The organism is Agreia pratensis (genome assembly GCF_900177685.1).
GTDB lineage: Bacteria > Actinomycetota > Actinomycetes > Actinomycetales > Microbacteriaceae > Agreia > Agreia pratensis.
This window is the reverse complement of sequence record NZ_FXAY01000002.1, coordinates 626,905-643,358: the sequence shown is the minus strand read 5'-3', so window position 1 is coordinate 643,358 and position 16,454 is coordinate 626,905. Positions and strand designations below refer to the sequence as shown.

10 protein-coding genes are annotated in these 16,454 nt (G+C 67.0%); 1 reads left to right on the top strand and 9 read right to left on the bottom strand.

The window, feature by feature from the left end:
- Window position 1: 1 nt before the first annotated feature.
- The 9 genes from B9Y86_RS08385 to B9Y86_RS08345 form a co-directional block, all read right to left on the bottom strand.
- On the bottom strand, window positions 2-961 hold the full coding sequence (locus tag B9Y86_RS08385) for a hypothetical protein (RefSeq protein ID WP_085484856.1): 960 nt from the start codon (window positions 959-961) through the stop codon (window positions 2-4).
- A gap of 82 nt (window positions 962-1,043) precedes the next feature.
- Window positions 1,044-1,490 (bottom strand): FHA domain-containing protein, encoded by a 447-nt coding sequence (locus B9Y86_RS17555; RefSeq protein ID WP_176223305.1) that lies wholly within the window; start codon window positions 1,488-1,490, stop codon window positions 1,044-1,046.
- A complete protein-coding gene (locus B9Y86_RS08375) occupies window positions 1,483-3,798 on the bottom strand; it encodes a transglutaminase TgpA family protein (RefSeq protein ID WP_085484852.1) in 2,316 nt (771 codons plus the stop codon). Before B9Y86_RS08375 ends, B9Y86_RS17555 begins: the two co-directional genes overlap by 8 nt.
- Complete coding sequence (locus B9Y86_RS08370; RefSeq protein ID WP_139824820.1) at window positions 3,795-5,285, bottom strand: DUF58 domain-containing protein; 1,491 nt, start codon at window positions 5,283-5,285, stop codon at window positions 3,795-3,797. The genes B9Y86_RS08375 and B9Y86_RS08370 overlap by 4 nt, the downstream gene beginning before the upstream one ends.
- Window positions 5,282-6,256: an AAA family ATPase gene (locus tag B9Y86_RS08365; protein WP_085484850.1), complete on the bottom strand. Its 975-nt coding sequence runs from the start codon at window positions 6,254-6,256 to the stop codon at window positions 5,282-5,284. The genes B9Y86_RS08370 and B9Y86_RS08365 overlap by 4 nt, the downstream gene beginning before the upstream one ends.
- Window positions 6,257-6,289: 33 nt before the next feature.
- Entirely contained in the window at window positions 6,290-12,142 is a 5,853-nt protein-coding gene (locus B9Y86_RS08360) for an Ig-like domain-containing protein (protein WP_085484848.1), read from the bottom strand.
- Window positions 12,139-13,566: a serine/threonine-protein kinase gene (locus tag B9Y86_RS08355; protein WP_085484846.1), complete on the bottom strand. Its 1,428-nt coding sequence runs from the start codon at window positions 13,564-13,566 to the stop codon at window positions 12,139-12,141. The genes B9Y86_RS08360 and B9Y86_RS08355 overlap by 4 nt, the downstream gene beginning before the upstream one ends.
- Window positions 13,567-13,715: 149 nt before the next feature.
- Window positions 13,716-14,540 (bottom strand): PP2C family protein-serine/threonine phosphatase, encoded by an 825-nt coding sequence (locus B9Y86_RS08350; protein WP_085485366.1) that lies wholly within the window; start codon window positions 14,538-14,540, stop codon window positions 13,716-13,718.
- The gene (locus tag B9Y86_RS08345; protein ID WP_244894699.1) at window positions 14,537-15,556 is read right to left on the bottom strand and encodes an FHA domain-containing protein; all 1,020 of its coding nucleotides are present in this window, start codon (window positions 15,554-15,556) and stop codon (window positions 14,537-14,539) included. The genes B9Y86_RS08350 and B9Y86_RS08345 overlap by 4 nt, the downstream gene beginning before the upstream one ends.
- Window positions 15,557-15,675: 119 nt before the next feature.
- On the opposite strand from B9Y86_RS08345, the gene B9Y86_RS08340 reads away from it, so the two are divergent.
- Window positions 15,676-16,440, top strand: coding sequence for a spermidine synthase (locus tag B9Y86_RS08340; RefSeq protein WP_176223303.1), 765 nt, complete (start codon window positions 15,676-15,678; stop codon window positions 16,438-16,440).
- Window positions 16,441-16,454 lie beyond the last annotated feature (14 nt).

The window sequence follows — 16,454 nt, the reverse complement described above, 5'->3', positions numbered from 1 at the left end:
GCTACCAGGCCGGTGAGCCCTGCGGCGCCGTAACCGGCGCCTCGGCCATCGTCTTGTCGTACTCCTCGCGCGCGGCCTGGTTGCGTTCTTTGACCTTGCGGCCACGGGACGAGACCCATGCGCCGGTCCAGACCGATACCTCGCGGGCCACGATCGCAGCGACGATCGGTAGCGGATCCATCAGAAGCGAGCGCAGGAATTCTCCGAGGGCGTCCTGGGTCATCGTCCAGCCCTGAACAGCGAGATATGCGCCGACGATGGAACCCGCGTAGACGACAGCGGCCACGACGAAGCCGCCGATGATGTACGCCCACCATCCCGCACGGTTGAGAATGAGTACGAGAAGGACGAACGCGATGGCGAAGAAGACGACAGGAACGATGAAGGCGAAGTTCACGAGGAATCGCGTGAGCGTCGATACGGCGTTCTCGACCGCGGGGTTGAACGCGAAGAACACCGAGGCCACCGCGGCGTACACCACGGCGAAAACGACTGTTCCCACGAGAGCGATGACGGTGCCGAAGAGACGATTGCCTCTGCGAACGGGCTGGGCGGGGCGCGCAACGTAGACCGGCGCCGGTGCCTGCGAGTAGATCTCTCCGCCGGGAATACCCGGGGCCACCGCAGGATCGGCGGGCGGAGCTGACGAGCCGGTCTGCTGTGCGAGAGGAGCACCCGTGGTGTGCGGGTTCATCGGAGGGACGGTGGTGCGAACGACGTAGGGATTGGGATCCTCCACCGCCTCATTCTGCGCGGGCCTCGTCCAGCCCTGCGACGCCCCTGAATTCTGATCAGGCTCGGCCGCGGCGCGCACGACCACGGGCTCGAGAGTGCCGGGCTCGACGCTCGAGGGCTCTGCCACGACGAACTCTCGGGTGGATTCGGTGTGCGACTCTCGCCGGCTGCTCTCAGGGCTGTCCGGGGAAAGCGGGTCGCGGTCGGGATCGTTGCTGGTGCTCATAAGGCCATCCTGCCTCCCGTGGTACCGGTTCGCCAGCAGGCGCGGCGCACGACATGCGCATGCGCACATGTCTGCTGAGGCATCAGCTCACGCTGAACGACTGGCGACCGAGGTGCACGACGGCGCCGACGCCGACCGGAACACGTTCTCCCGGTCTGAGGGCGACCGGAGGTCCGCCCTGCTGCACCACCACGGTGCCGTTGCCCGATGCGAGGTCCTCGATCCACAGACCGCGAGCATCGATCCCGAATCGGGCGTGCACCTTCGAGACCGAACGTCCCGGGTCGTCGACGCTCACGAGCTGGAGCGACTCGTCGTCTCCCCCTTCGCGCGGCGCCCGTCCGATGATTCCGCCGCCCGTTACCGTGACGACCTGTCCGGTGCTGAACTCGAGAACGAAAGAGAGCACCGGCTCCGCACTGTCCGGCGGCGGCGCGGACGGCTCGATATAGGGAATCCTCGAGGACCGCGCGTCCCAGAGTCCTGTCTCCGATGCACCGGGAAAAGGAGGGAGTCCGGGCTCAGCCACGACGCTCCCCCTTCTTGCCGGACACCCGTGCGTGCGCCGACAGCGATCGGAGTCGGGCGGCCGCGCGGATGCGTTGCCACCGAGTGTATTCCTTCGCCCACGCTGCCCTGAGTATCGCCAGGTCCGACCAGTACTGGTCGGCCTCACGAGTCTCGATCCGTTCCTCGGCGAAGACCGCCGTATCTGCTCGACGGGCGAATGTCTCCAGGTCGACGGCGCCGACGACCCGTGCGGCCTCGAGCCTGGTCGCCGTCGCGGGCACGTCGTAGCCGTAGTCGAGGCCGGCATCGACGATCTCCTGCCATCCGCCGGCGATCCGGGAAGCGGCATCCGATCGGCGTCGGCGCCTTCGCCGTCGTACCGCTTTTGCGCTCGCAATGACGATCACGGGCGCGCAGACGATCAACAGCACCAGGGCGACGATTCCGACCGAACGCGCGATGCTCAGCACCAGAGGCCAGAACGCATCGGGGTCGTTCGCCTTCGGCTCATCGACTTCGGGCCGGTTGGGCTCGACCGGCGTATCGTCCGCGGCAGGCGGCGGAGGGATGACCACCTGGGGTCTCGAGACCTGCTGCTTCGTGTCCGGCAGTTTCTCGGGGATCGGCCGGTCCTCGGGTGTCGGATCGATCGGGACCCATCCGTATCCGGCGAGATTCACCTCGACCCAGGCCGAGACATCCGAGCCTGTCACCACACCGGTACCCGCCGGCGGCGCGAAGCCCATGACGACCCTCGACGGAAAACCCAGCTCACCGGCCATGAGCGCGACCGCCGCGGCATACTGCTCGGCATCGCCCAGCATCAACGGTGAGGTCAGCAGCTCCGTGATGCGATCGGCGGCATGACCCGAGCGGCTGTAGGGTCGGCCGTCGTCGGTGCCGTGGCTGATATATCCGGATGCCTTGATCGCGTCGACGACGGCGGCCAGCTTCTCGCCGGGTGCGTCGAGCCCCTGTGTATCGGCGGCGACCGCGGTTGCGACGGCGTCGGGAACATTGCTCGGCTCCGGTACGGACGCGTCGCCTGGCTGAGCCGATCTCAGCTCGTCGTCGGAGGGCGCCGACGGCACGACCGCCTCGATCGTGTAGCTGTCACCTTCGCGAACTCCCCCCAACACGGCCGCCGTGTTGGACGTGCGGTTGTAGTAGAACGAGTCGGCCAGCTGCGACGCGCGCGATCCGTCGAAGGACACCCTCTCGACATCGCCGACCGTCGGGAGCCAGACCCCTCGATACCCCGCCACGACGATCGAGGCTGACACGGGTATGCCCGATTCGCCTGTCCGATCGATCGTCGACGGTACCCGGGCGAAGAAGCCCGATGCGCTGTCTTTCGCTTCGTCGCCCACGCTGTAGACCACGCCGTTGTACGTGTCGAGTGCGGCTATCCGGATGCGCGCGCCGTTTGGGAGACCCTCGACGTCGAAGAGCGGCGCATCCGGCGCATCGGCGCTCCAGTACGAGCGGAATCCGCTGAGCGGACTCGCGTAATCGCGGGGGTCGAACGGCCGCTCGACGGCCGCCCGCACGACATCGCGCGATCCCTGTGGCGCGAGCGCCCCGGCGGCCGATACTCCGGCGACCACCGCGATGGAGAGGACGAGGACGGCCGCCAGCACCGGGCGAAGCGAGCCGCGTCGTTCAGCGAGGGGCTCCGAAGCCCGAGATCCCGATTCGGTCTGGCCCGCGAGCAACGCGATGGAGCGTCGTCGAGTGCGCCTCGCCCGCCAGGTCATCCACGCGATGGCCACGACGAGAAATGCGATCGCCGGCAGAAACGGAGACCACGCCACCTCTGGTCCGAGCGCGAGGCCCGCGATGGCGACGGCTATCGGAATGAGCACCGCCGCGTCGCTCCGCCGCACTCTCAGCACGATCGACAGACCAAGCACCGTTCCGCCCAGGAGAAGCACGAGCGCGGGCGCCAGAAGCGACTGATAGCTCGACACCGGGAGATCGACGGTGACGAGCTGCTTCCACCCCAGGGCGGTTCCGGTCACGAGATCGCGCAGGCCGTCGAAGCTCGGCAGTACGCCGAATATCGCCCGTCCGGGAACGGCGAGTGCCACGCCGAAAATCAGGAATACGGCAATGGAGGCGCCGAAGACGACGTAACCCGGCCATCTCAGCAGAGCGCCCGTCCAGGCGACGACGACGCCAAGAACGAGTGCCGCTGCAGCCAGAACGATGAGCCGAGGTGTCTGATAGATGGGCCACAGCGTCGAGGCGGCGACAGCCATCAGCGCCACGAAAAAGATGGTGTCGGCCGCGGCGGAGCGCCGGTCGAAAGAGGCCGGCTTGATCACGATGCAGCCCTCGCGAGAGCCTTCTGCACGTCATCGAGGTATCCGATGGTGAGCACGCGCAACTCGCCGACCCGGCGAAGGCTGGGAACGATGCCGGGATTGCACACGACCGCGAGCACTTCCACTCCGGGGGGAAACGCTGCAGAAGCACTTCGCAGGTGCGCGGCTGTCGGCTCGGACCCGCAGACGATGATGGCCACGGAGGCCCCTGAGACCGATTCGGCACTGCCGCGCGCGAGGGTGACCAACGGCGACGCGAGCGGGCTGTGCTCGACACGCGCGAGGTCGTCGAGAAGTCTCGACCTGCTGAGAGCGCTGAGCCGCCTCGGAGTGTTCACTGCTCGGCGTGCGAACTCCGGTGTTTCGTCGCTGGCGAGAACAGAGACGTCGCGCGCATCGCGGATGGCGCGGATCCCGATCGAGCCGGCCACGCTCACGGCGAGCTCGAACTCTTCCTCGGAGTGGTAGTCGGCGCTGGCCAATGACAGCGCAATCACCAGATGGCTCCGCCGAGTCTCTTCGAATTGACGAACCATGAGCTGGCCGGTTCTGGCCGTGCTCTTCCAGTGGATATGCCGGCGATCGTCGCCCGGGGCGTATTCGCGCAGGGCATGGAACGAGACGTCGGAATCAGTGAGGTCGCGCGTGGGGTTTCCCTCGAGGTCGCGAATGAGACCGGTGCTGGTCGCGGGAATGGGCACGGTCACGGGATGCACGAACAGATCGAGGTGTGACGTCCATACGTATTCTCTGCGGAGGAGGCCGACCGGATCCGCTCTGACGGTTCGTACGGGGCCGATCCTGATCACTCCGCGACGCGACGTGGGCACGGAGAAGTCTCTGTTCGTCCCGCCGCCTCGGGCGATGCTTCCGAGATAGAACTCGGCCAGGCCTCGACCGACGGGCACCTCCGATTTCACGGGCGGCAGCCGGAAACGACTGGGATTGCGGACCGTCAGACTGGCGCGCGCAGACTCTCCGACCACGACCCGGTCTCGGTCGATCGAGAGGCCGATGTCGTAGGAGTTGCGGCCGAGGAGGAAGAAGACCCCGAGAACGAGAAGCGCGAAGCCCGTGAATGCGAGCACCACGAGCTCGATCCAGCCGAGCAGGTAGCCGAAGAGTGCGCCGAGCACGACCACCACAGCGATCGACAGTCCGAGACCCGTGACAGTGGCTGAGATCCATCGCCAGGCGCGCTCCGCCGATCGTCGAATCGTACGGGCCGCGCGGCGCATCCGCAGACGTGCGGTGAGCCGGACGTCATCGGCAGGGCTGCCTCCCGCACGGGTTCTGGTGTACGCGTGGGTGCCGGTCAGGCCGGTGAGCTCGCGCTGTGATTCGGTCGTTCCGGATGCCGACTGCCCGCGTGCGCGGAGCGCGGCTCGACGGCCGAACGCCGTTCTGCGGGCGCGCACGGCGCGCCGCGCTCGCTCAGGCGCACCGGGGCCGTCGGCCCCGGTCATACGCCGTGCTTCGTCACTCACCCCGCCTGCGCCCTGTCGGTGGGCGGCGGTGTCTCGAGCAGGATCTGTCCGATGACGCTGGCGGCCGTGACGCCGTCGAACTCCGCTTCAGGGTCGAGCACGAGGCGATGCGCAAGCACATTCTCTGCGAGCGTCTTCACATCGTCGGGCGTCACGAAGTGCCGGCCCTGAGCCGCAGCCCACGTCTTCGAGGTGCGCACCAGGGCCACGGCGCCGCGCACGCTCGCACCGAGACGTACCTCGACGGCGCTCCGCGTCGCATCCACGATGTCGGCGACATAGTCGAGCACGGCGTGCCCGACATGCACCGTGCGGGCGAGATCAGCCATCTCGACGATGTTCGCGCTCGTCACCACGGCCGGAATGGTGCTGTCGTGCGTGCGTGTCGCCGCGCCCTCGAGGATCGCAATGGTCGATGATCGATCGGGGTAGCCGAGCGACGCCTTCATCATGAAACGGTCGAGCTGAGCCTCGGGCAGCCGGTAGGTTCCTGCCTGCTCGATCGGGTTCTGCGTGGCGACCACCAGGAACGGTCGGCCCACCCCGTGTGTGGCGCCGTCGATCGTCACGCGTCCTTCCTCCATGACCTCGAGCAGCGCGGACTGGGTCTTGGGACTCGCTCGGTTGATCTCATCGGCCAGAACGATCGACGCGAAGATCGGCCCACGGTGGAACTCGAAGACGCCCTGCTTCTGGTCATAGATGCTCATGCCGGTGACGTCACCCGGCAGAAGGTCGGGGGTGAACTGGATGCGACTCGACGTTCCCTGCACGGTCTGCGCCATCGCTCGGGCTAGCGATGTCTTGCCCGTTCCCGGCGAATCTTCGAGAAGCAGATGTCCCTCGCTCAACAGCGTGGTGAAGGCCAGCTTCACGACGTGGGTTTTGCCGAAGACCACACGCTCGACGTTCGACACAAGTCTGCCGAATACATCGGCGAACCAGACGGCCTGTTCGCGGGTCATGGTCATGGTCGTACTCCTGATGTCGTCATCGCCGGGGCCTCAGCCGCACACCTTGCCGCTGCCGCGCTGGCGCAGTTCGTTCTGGTCTGTACCGCTCGTAAAGTCTCCCCCATTGCCGATCGTGCGAACGACCACCTCTTGGGAGTCTGCCAGGCCGCTCAGCGCCGGTGCCGTGGCGTCGTCCGACCAGGCTGACCAGAATCCGGGGATGCCGCCGAGCGACGATCTGAAGGAGTACTGGAAGGTCCAGGAGACGGAGCCGGGGCTCTCGAGCGTCGCAGACACTGCGCTTCCGGCCACGCACGACACGACGGTCGCATTCGCGTTCACAGGGGTCAGAGCGCTTGTGGGCGGCGCGGCCTCGCTACATCGGGTGGTCCCGTCGCTCGAAATGCACGACGTGAACGTCCATGGGCCCGGCCCCGTGAGAGGTGATCCGGCCGAGACCGCCCCGCCCCCCGACACCTGGATGGTGTACTCGGAATCGGCGGTATTCGGCAGTTTCACCGGCGTCGCCTGGTCGACAGCGACACCGTAGCGACCGGCGACCGGCTGCTGGTATTTCAGGGTCACCGTCGGCGGAGCCGGAGGAATCAGCACTCGAACGCTGCCGGTCTGCGCCGACGAGCAACCCCAACCGTTGTCGGCGTAGACCACGTACACGAAGCGCGAGCCGACATCGCCCGCGGCCGAGGGTACGACGACGCCCGGCGAGACGTTGGGCGAACCGGATGCCTGGCCACAGCTCGGCACGGATGCTGTCGCCGAGTAGCGCGCCACGGAGTAGCTCACGCCCGATCCACCGTTGGCGCCGAATGCCGACCAGTCGACCCGCACCGATCCGGCGTCGTCGACGATCGTTGCCGTGACCGCCGTCGCAGAAGGGCGACCAGCAGCAGTGACCGTGCCCGAGTTCGATCTGTTCCAGGGGATCTGACCCGGGTAGAGAGCGTCGGCGCCGTTCTCCGCCCACACCTCCGCCGTGTACTCGGTGCCGGGAACTCCCTTGTACCGAAGAGAGGTGGCCGACCTGTCGACGTCGATCGTCGAGCCCCCGATCTGCACCCGAACACGCTGCACCGCACTGCCCGGACTCGGGTCGGCGATGGGCTTCCACGACACGACGACGTAACCCTCGTTCGACTGCCCCTGGTCGGCGGCCTCGCGGGCGATCGTGACCTGCTGCGGTGGCGCGGGAATGTAGTCGCTGCGCATCGGAACGCTGCGGGCGCTCGGGGCCGATTGGCCGTACTGGTTGACGGCGATCGAGTAGAACGTGTAGTTCTTTCCCGCCTGCAGATCGGTGAGCAGGCAGGTCGCCGAAGCTCCGCAGTCTTTCGAGTATCCGCCGTTGTCGTCGCTGCGGATGATGAACGACGTGATCGGGGCTCCATTGGGGTACGGAAGGGGCGCTGCCGACACGCTGAGCTGCCCGTTGACGAACCCTGCTCCCGAGACCACCGGCGCCACCGGCTGATCTGGCACGTCGACGATCGTGATCGTGACCGTTCCCCAGGTGGCGCGCGTCGGGTCCTTCGTCGCGTCGTCGACCTGGTACTGCATCGTCACCTGTCCCGTGGCCTTGAGGTCGACCTGAGGCGACACCGCGACAGACAGCGTGCTCTTGTCAGCACTCGGGGTGACCTGCACACCGGCCGGGACGGCGCCCTGCACCGCCACGACCGTCAAGGGCTTGTCGGGGAACGGGTTGGTGGCCGAGTCATTCTCGAGCACGGGAATGCTCGCCGTCTCACCTCGTCGGATGGTGAGGCTGTCGGCCCCCGGGCTCACGAGCGGACGAGTCGAGGTGACCACCGAGACTCTGACGATCCCGGCTTTGCCCTCGTTCTTCGCGTCGCGCACGCCCACGGTGAGCTCGGACCCGCTGCCCACCTTGGCGTCCGCGGCAGCAGCGACCGTGAGTTGCGTGCCCGACAGCGACGCCGAGAACCCTGAGCCAGGCTGAGAGTTCAGCTCGTAGACGAGCTGATCCATGTCGGCCGGATACGGGTACTTCGTGAGGTCACGGAGCTCGATCACACGGTCGTCTCCCGGCTGCAGCCCTAGCTGCGCGCCAGAGAAGACCGGAGGCTGGTTGTCTCGAGGAGTGACGGTGATCGCGAGCACGATCACGGCCTTGTGCCCGTTGGGATCATCGGGCCCGGACCCGTCGGTCACCTCGAACGACAGCGATGCTGGGCCCCAATACCCGTCGCGACTCGTGAATCGCAGAGTACGCGGGTCGACCACGAGGTTCGTTCCATCGGCATTACTGGCCTTGACCGTGGCCTCATCGGTCAGACGAACCTGTCTGCCGCCTGCGGCGACCACGTAGTCGTTGATGTTGATCGACAGGGTGTCGCCGCTCAGCACCTGCAGGGGCTTGGCCGTTGTTCGCAGCTCGGGCAGAGCATCCTCGAGACCGGGCACCCAGATGAATGCGGAGGCACTCACGCTGGCGTCGTCGGCTCTTGAGACGACGAACGGAATGATCTGGCCCTTCTGCTGCACGGCGACGCGCACCCGGTTGTTCGGCATCACGGATGCCGTCGTGTCGTATCCCGGCACCAACGACAGGGTGAGCGAGCCGACGTCTCCTTCGGCGTAGAAGACCTTGCGCATCACGTCGACGGTGACGTTGTCACGGCCCTGGATGTCGGTCAGGTTCAGCACCGTGTCGTCGGCTTCGGGCCGCACGGGCGGCGCCTTGGCATCGACACGAACACGAAGCCAGGCGGAGGCCTGTTGCCCGCCGTCGTTCTGGATCGTGTACAGCACCGCATAGTCGCCCTCGTTTTCCGGCGCGTGGAACGTTATGCGGTCGGCCGATTTGGGCACGTCGACGGTGGCGACAGCGGACTCCGCGCCGACGACCTTGAGCGGGCTCGCGTTCGGGTCCGAGTCGTTCTCCAGCACACGCACGGTGATGGCGGTGCCCGGGGTCGTGACGACGACGTCGTCGACCGCGACAGGAAGGCTCGCAGTGTCGAAACTCGGGCTGATGCCTACCCGCACGGTACCCGTCGCGCGGGCCCCGAGGCTGTCGACCACCTCGTACGAGAAGGTGTCGGTTCCTTGTGACGCGGCACCCGCCGTGTAGGTCAATCCGTCACCGGCGACCGTCACGCTGCCCTGCGAGGGATTCGACGCGGCACCCACCAGTCTCACCGAATCGCCATCGGCATCCATGTCACCCAGGGGCACCGGAATCGTCACACTGTCACCCGCGAGAACGCGGCCCGACAGGGTCGGCGGCACCGGGGCCGTGTTGGTCGCGGCGTCTGCCTCTCTGACCGCGATCGTCACCTGCGCTGTATCGAACTGCACGTCGGCCGTCGTGTCCAGCCGGTAGATGGCCGTGTAGTCGCCCGGCTCGTCGGGTGCCAGATAGCGCAGGCGATTGCCGGAGACGAAGAGCAGACCGCCGCCAGACGGTACGTTCTGCACGAGGTCGGGATCGAGCACGAGCGGCTTGCGATTCGGATGCTCGTCGTTGGCCACCACGGGAATGTCGATGACCTGACCCACGCGCACCGAGACGCTGTCGGGCACCGCGACAGGCGCCTGCAGTCTCTTCGGCTCGGGCACTTGGTAGATCGTGACGGTGCCATCTGAGCTCGAGAAGCCGTTCGTCGCCGTGTAGGTGAAAGTGACGGGAGCGTCGAGAGGGTTGTTCAGGCGAACGCGCAGGATGCGATGTTCTATGACCTCGACGACCACACCGGATGAAGACGGCACGCCGGCCACGCCCGCAATGCTCAGAACGCCACCGGCGGGGTCGATATCGGAGGCGAGCACGTCGACGGTGTCCGTCTGCTGCTGGTAGAGGAACGCGACCGTCGGAACGGTGATCGGCTTGGTCGAGGCATCCGGTGCAGCAGCGATGTCGACACGGATGATGCCGGTAGCCGTTTGCTGCGCCGCGTCCGTCACCGAGTACGACAGATAGTGCACTCCGGCGTTCTGCGCCTGAAAGCGGAACGTTCCCTTGGAATAGTTCGGCGTGATCTTCGTCTCGGGATAATCGGCGACGTTGCTGAGGCGGATGGCTCCCGTTCCTCCGCGCACATGCTCCAGCGGCGAGATCTGCAGTTCCTGGCCTGTGTAGCCCTGCACGAGGAATCCATCGGTGAGGATCGGAACGGTGCCGGGATCGAGGACGGCGACCTTCACCTGACCGGTGCCCGAGAGGGTGAAGTCGGATACCTGCAGCCCGATATCCTTCTCGGCCGCCGCAGTGCCTCCGTCACGGAAGTCGAGTTCGCCACCGGGCGAGAAAGACACACGGTCGGGCTCACCCGCCTGCGCATCCTCCAGATACATCGGGTCGCCGTCGGGGTCATACCAGTCACCGAGCACGTGTGCGGTGAAAGCTCCCCCGGCGGCCACGGTCGCCCTCGTGGTCCTCGCCTGAACGGGGGCCGAGTTCTCGCCGGGCGTACGCACCGTGACGGTGACCGTGCTCGACGCCGTGCCGCCCCGTCCGTCCGAGATGGTGTAGTCGAACGAGAACGTTCCGGATGCCTGCGGCGTCAGGGTGACCTGGAGTTGTTGAGCCGTGCTGACGAGGTCGACTCGCCCGATCGAGGGATCGATCTCGGAGGTCGCCGTGATCGAGAGAACATCGCCGTTCGGGTCGTAATCATTGAGCAGCACGGGAAGGATGCTCGACACACCGGGTCTGGCCCCCAAATCGTCGGGGGTCGCCACGGGCGGCTGCTGATCCTTTACGAGCTCGGGCGGCGTATCGTCGTCGATCTCGTCGTCCTGCTGCGGATCATCGTCCTTGTCGATCAGCTGGTCCCAGTTGTCGATGAGCCTGTTCTCGTGCTGCACAGCCCACACCCGGCCAGCGCCGCGTTCGTTGAGAACGACGTATCGTCCGTTGCTGCGAAACGCCAGGTCGTCGTCGGCCGCGACACCGGCCAGCTGGCCGCGCACGGCATCCGACGACCCGCAGCGCTGCCACGTCGAGCCATCGGCCCACGCCGCATACGAACAACCGTCGTCGACCAGCGGCTGTGTCGGCTTGCCGGCGGCAGCATCCACCAATTGCTCGACGGCACCCGACGAGGTGTCGATTCCGAGCAACCCGCCCGTGTGGGCAAGCAGCAGTGCCCCGCCCTCAGTGCTCGACGCGGCGAGTCGAAGGTCGGCAGACGAGGTGACGCGGTCGGACAGGTCTATCTGTCTTCCGCCGACCACCATCTGCCGGCTGGTGGCATCGAGAACAGATGTGACACCCCCGGTGCGCGCGATCTGAAGCTCGTCGGTGTCTTGCACATCGAGACCTGTGACGGGCTCGGAGCTGGGCTCGGCACCCGACGAGAGATCCGCTGTCACGAGTCGTTGCGACTGACGATCGAAGCCCACCAGCGTGCCGGACTCGTCGACGGCCACGACGCTGCCCGCATCGAGGCTCAGCAGCGGCTGCGCCGACTCGTCGAACGAATCGAGATTGGCCTGGCGCACCGCCCACACCTCGCCCGTGGCTCCAGAATGGATGACGATCTGGCCGTCGGCCAGCATCACGTCGGGGTCTCCCGCCGGGAGCGGAATAGTCGAGGTGACCTGCGAAGACGCGGGATCGATGACCTGGAGCGTGTTGCTCGTGTGGTTGTGGGCGAGCACGGTGTCGCCCCGCTGCAGCACGTCGATGTCACTGCCTTCGCTCGTCACCACCGTGTTGAGCTCGAAGACATCGGTGTTCGCGCGCCCCACCACCTGACGCGCGCCGTTCGTCACCCAGACCGACGCGTCGTCGAGTTCGAGTTTCTGCTCGGTGTAGCCCGTCGACACGAGCGCGATCGCCAGTACGACAGCGGTGACCACGAGCACACTCGCCGTGGAGATCGCCTGGGAGGCGTGCGCACGGAGCCAGCGAAAGATCATCCGCCGTCTCCAGCCGAAGCGCACTTCTGGGCCGACGGTTCGCCGAGTCGGCCGTCTCGCAAGACGCGGACGGTGATGCAGTCGGGAACGAGAGGATCTGCCTGGACCGTAAATTCGTTGGCCGACTGAGTGGACGCCGAGCCGTCTGCAGAGCGAATCACGTAGAGGTCACCGTCTGCGAGCCCCGGATCGCGCCAGGAGAAGACGATGGAATCGGCTCCGGCGCTGGCGCGGATGTCACTGACGACTGGGATCGACGTGTTGAGAGCGCCCAAGACGAGCACGACCGCGGCGACGATCGCAGCCACGAGCACCACCGCACTGCCGACGACCGCGACGATCACTCCGGGCCTGCGCAATGGCTTCGCCCTGGCGGTTGTCGCCTGTCTGATGACGGTGACGCTGGAATCGGTCGAGTCACGCGACGTGTCGCCCTGGCGCCCGCGGTGCCGCGCGCGGGCTTCGCCGCGACCGCGCACCGAGATGCCGCCCTGCGCCGCTCTCGTGAGCGGTGCTGCTGCCGCCGCTCGCTGTGTCTGGCTGGGGAACGCCTCATCGGAGATGTCGGCCGATGTCTGCGGCAGCGAGAGGGTCGACTCGATCAGCTGCAGACCGCGAACGACCTCGAGCACGCTCGCGGGCCGGGCTGCGGGGTTCTTCGACATGCACGACGCGAGGAGCGTCTCGAGCTCGGCCGGAACATCCGGCCGGCCCGTGGGTGGCACACGATCGCGGCCGACGATGCGGCGCTGAAGGTCGTCGCGGGTGTTGGTCTTACCCGGATACTCGAAGGGACTGCGACCGGCGAGCATGGAATAGAGGGTGGCGGCCAGCGACCAGACCTCGCTGCGCACCGTTCCCCGTGTCTCGGACTGCAGCACCTCGGGCGCCGACCAGGGCACACTCATGCCCTCGGCCTCATCGCGATCGGCCTCTGCAACGGTGGCCGCGATGCCGAAGTCTGCGAGCACGGGGTGGTTGTACTTCGTGATGAGGATGTTCGACGGCTTGATGTCGCGATGCAGAAAGCCGAGCCTGTGGGCGCTCTCGAGCGCACTGCCGATCTTGACGCCAGCGGTCAGGACCTCGGCCAGGGGGATGCGTTCGGTCTTGTACCTCGTGCCGAAAGATGAAGGACAGTATTCCATCACGAGGTAGGGACGGCCGTCGGGAGCGATGCTCGCGGCGTGCACCGTGACGACCGATGGATGCGTCGCGAGTTGCGACATCAGGTTGGCTTCGGAGAGGAACATCGCGCGCACACTGTTGCTGGCCACGCCCGGTAGAAGGACTTTGACGGCGACGTCGGCTCGGGGCAGTGCCTGCTCATAGAGGAAGACGTCGGCGAAACCACCTTTGCCCAGCGCGCGCAGATGCGTGTAGCCCGCGAGAACCGGCGGCTGTGACGGCAGCCTGCGAGCCATGGGCGTTCCTCTTTCGAGACGGGTACGTGGGGCGGGGCGAGAACCTCTTGACTGTCCCCCGAAAGCCGTCCCTCCACTGTACATAGACCATCACCGGCATCGTGTACTCCGAACGCCTGACGGAGTGCCCCCAATCAGGGTGACACGACTCAGTCGAAGCGAGGAAGAGTCGCGTCGGCGTCGGCTGCTTCGTCGCTTCTGACGACCTCGACGACGACGGTGGTCACATTGTCACGCCCGCCCGCCGCGAGCGCGGCCTCCAGCAGCAGACCGGCTGCGTCGTCGGCGTCGATGGCCTCAGACAGGAGGAGACGGATGAGGTCGGCGTCGACTTCTTTCGTCAATCCGTCGGAGCAGATCAAGAGCCTGGAGCCCTCCGCGACGGGGATGAACCAGAGATCGGGAACAGGGTTCTTGCCGAAGCCCACAGCTCGCGTGATGATGTTCCGGTTCGGGTGCGACTCCGCCTCGACAGCGGTGATGCTGCCCGCGTCGACCATCGCCTGAACGGCAGAGTGGTCGACGGTCAGCTGGGTCAGAACACCGTCGAGGAGCGAATACACCCGGGAGTCGCCGATATTGAAGACGGCCCAATACGGTCGCTGCCCCTGAATGGTGAGAGCGATACCGGTGACGGTCGTGCCTGAGCCGGCTCGATCGTGGCTGCCGGCGATCTCTCCGATGTCGTCGCTCGCGTGACGGAGCGCCTGGGCGATCTCGTCGGTCGACGCGAAGTCACCCGAGATGTATTCGGCCAGTCGTGCGACGACCGCGGCGCTCGCCTCGTCGCCGGCCGCATGTCCTCCCATGCCGTCGGCCACCGCGAACACGGGTGCCGCGGCAAGGTAGCTGTCCTGGTTGCCCGAGCGTTTCAGCCCCGTGTTCGTCTGGGCCGCCCACGAGAGCGCGAGCTGGCCGCCGCCGTCGGGAAGCGCGACGGTGCTGGCGCCCACGGTCGAGGCGGCGGCGCTCACCACGACCCGCCCTGGGCCGGCAGCGCGCTCGGTCGCTCGACGATCTCGAGCACGACGTCGTCGCCAAGGTCGAGCAGCGTTCCGGTGGCGACCACGCGGCTCGCTCCGGGGCTGAGCAGCGACGGGGCTGCGCCCGGGGCGCGCACCCTGGTGCCGTTCGTCGACCCGAGGTCGCGCACCACGACGGCACGACCTTCCTGCTGAATCTCGACATGGGTCGAACTGACCTCGCGTCGCGGCGAGGGTACAGCCACGAGTTCGGGCACCACTCCAGATGTGATGCGCGGGCTCTTCGGGGCTCGGCCGACGTAGACGGCACGGTCGAGCGCGACCGTGCGCCCGTCGGGAAAAGCCACGGCGAAGGTGCCGGAGGCATCGGATGCGCGGGTCGGCTCGATTCGCGTTCGTCGGCTGGCGGTCGGGGAAGCCCCGGCATTCACGTGCGCGCTGGCGGGGATAGCCGGCAGTGCGGGTGGCAGAAGAGGCGCACTGACCGCGGCCGGCGTGGAGACCTGAGCGGACGGCGCTGGTCGAGACTCTGGACGGGAGCGACCCGGGCCGATGACCGTATCGGCGGAAGCATCCGGGTCATCGATCACGTCGGCCAGCGGCGCCGGCTGCCCCAGGATCGTCTGCTCGTCTACGTCGGCATGGCTGCCAGCTGCCCCCGCGATGGCCGGCTGACCGATGATCGTGTCGTCGACATCGTTGCCGGTACGGGTCAGCGGCTGCACAGACGCGTCATCTGCGGCGACGATCGAGCCCGCGTGCAGGACGGTGTCGTCGTCGATGTCGACCGCGTCGTCGAGCTCTATAGCGGTAACGCCCATAACGACCTGGCCGATGTGCGCAGAAACCGGCGCTCCCGCATTCTGCAGCCGGACCAGCACGGACACGTCGGCCCCCAGCAACAGCTGCACCGCCCCGTCGGCGGACCGACGAAGCTGGCTTGCTTTCGGGTCGATGACATCGGGGTAGATATGGAGCGTCACCGGCGCATCCCATTCGACGCGCATCACTCCAGCACCCACCTGAACTCCCGCCTGCCGTCGACGGTCGTCGTCGCCTGTCTCGGCCCAGTTTATTACGGTATAGCTCGCCCCCGTTCCCGGCGCCGACGGCTTATGCTCGTGCTGTGTCAGAGGCCGTTGAAAGAGTTCTCCCGTCGAAGACCGTCGCCAGGCTGACACCCGATCCATTCGTCGCCGGGGCGCTGACCCTTAGCCTCGACTCCGTGCCCCAATCGCACGTCTCTCTGCGCGATCCACGTCATCTGTTCTACGACTACATGAGGCGCATGGGAACGGCCATCGATCTGGCAGCCCGAGCGGCGGAGCCGATCACCGTGCTGCATCTGGGCGCCGGGGCGCTCACGCTCGCCCGCTATGTCGCCGAGACGAGACCTGGGTCTCGCCAACTCGCGGTGGAGGGCGAGAGAGGGCTCGTGCCCTTCGTGCTCGAGGAGGCTCCCTTGCCGCGATCCGCCGCGGTCGACCTGATCGAGAGCGATGCTCTCGATGCCCTCGAGACGCTCGCAGCTGTCGGTTCGCACTGGAGAGCGCGGGCCGACGTCGTGGTCTGCGACGTGTACTCGGGCCTCGAGACCCCTGCCCATCTCGTGACGCCGGCCTTCTTCACGGCCGTGCACAGCATTCTGGCGCCAGGCGGCACCGTGCTCGTGAACGTGGCAGACGACGCCGATCTCGCTCGCAGCGAGGCCCAGATCGCGGCAATGTCGGCGGTGTTCCCTCGTGTCGCGATGATCGGCCCCTCCGCTCTGCTCGACGGGCGAGAGGCGGGCAATATCGTGCTTCTCGCCGGATCCGACCCGGCCATCGTCGAGCGGATGCCGTCCCTCGCGGCCGCCGGACCGCATCCGGTCGCCTGGCGGGTCGCCTAACGCGAGTAGAGCCC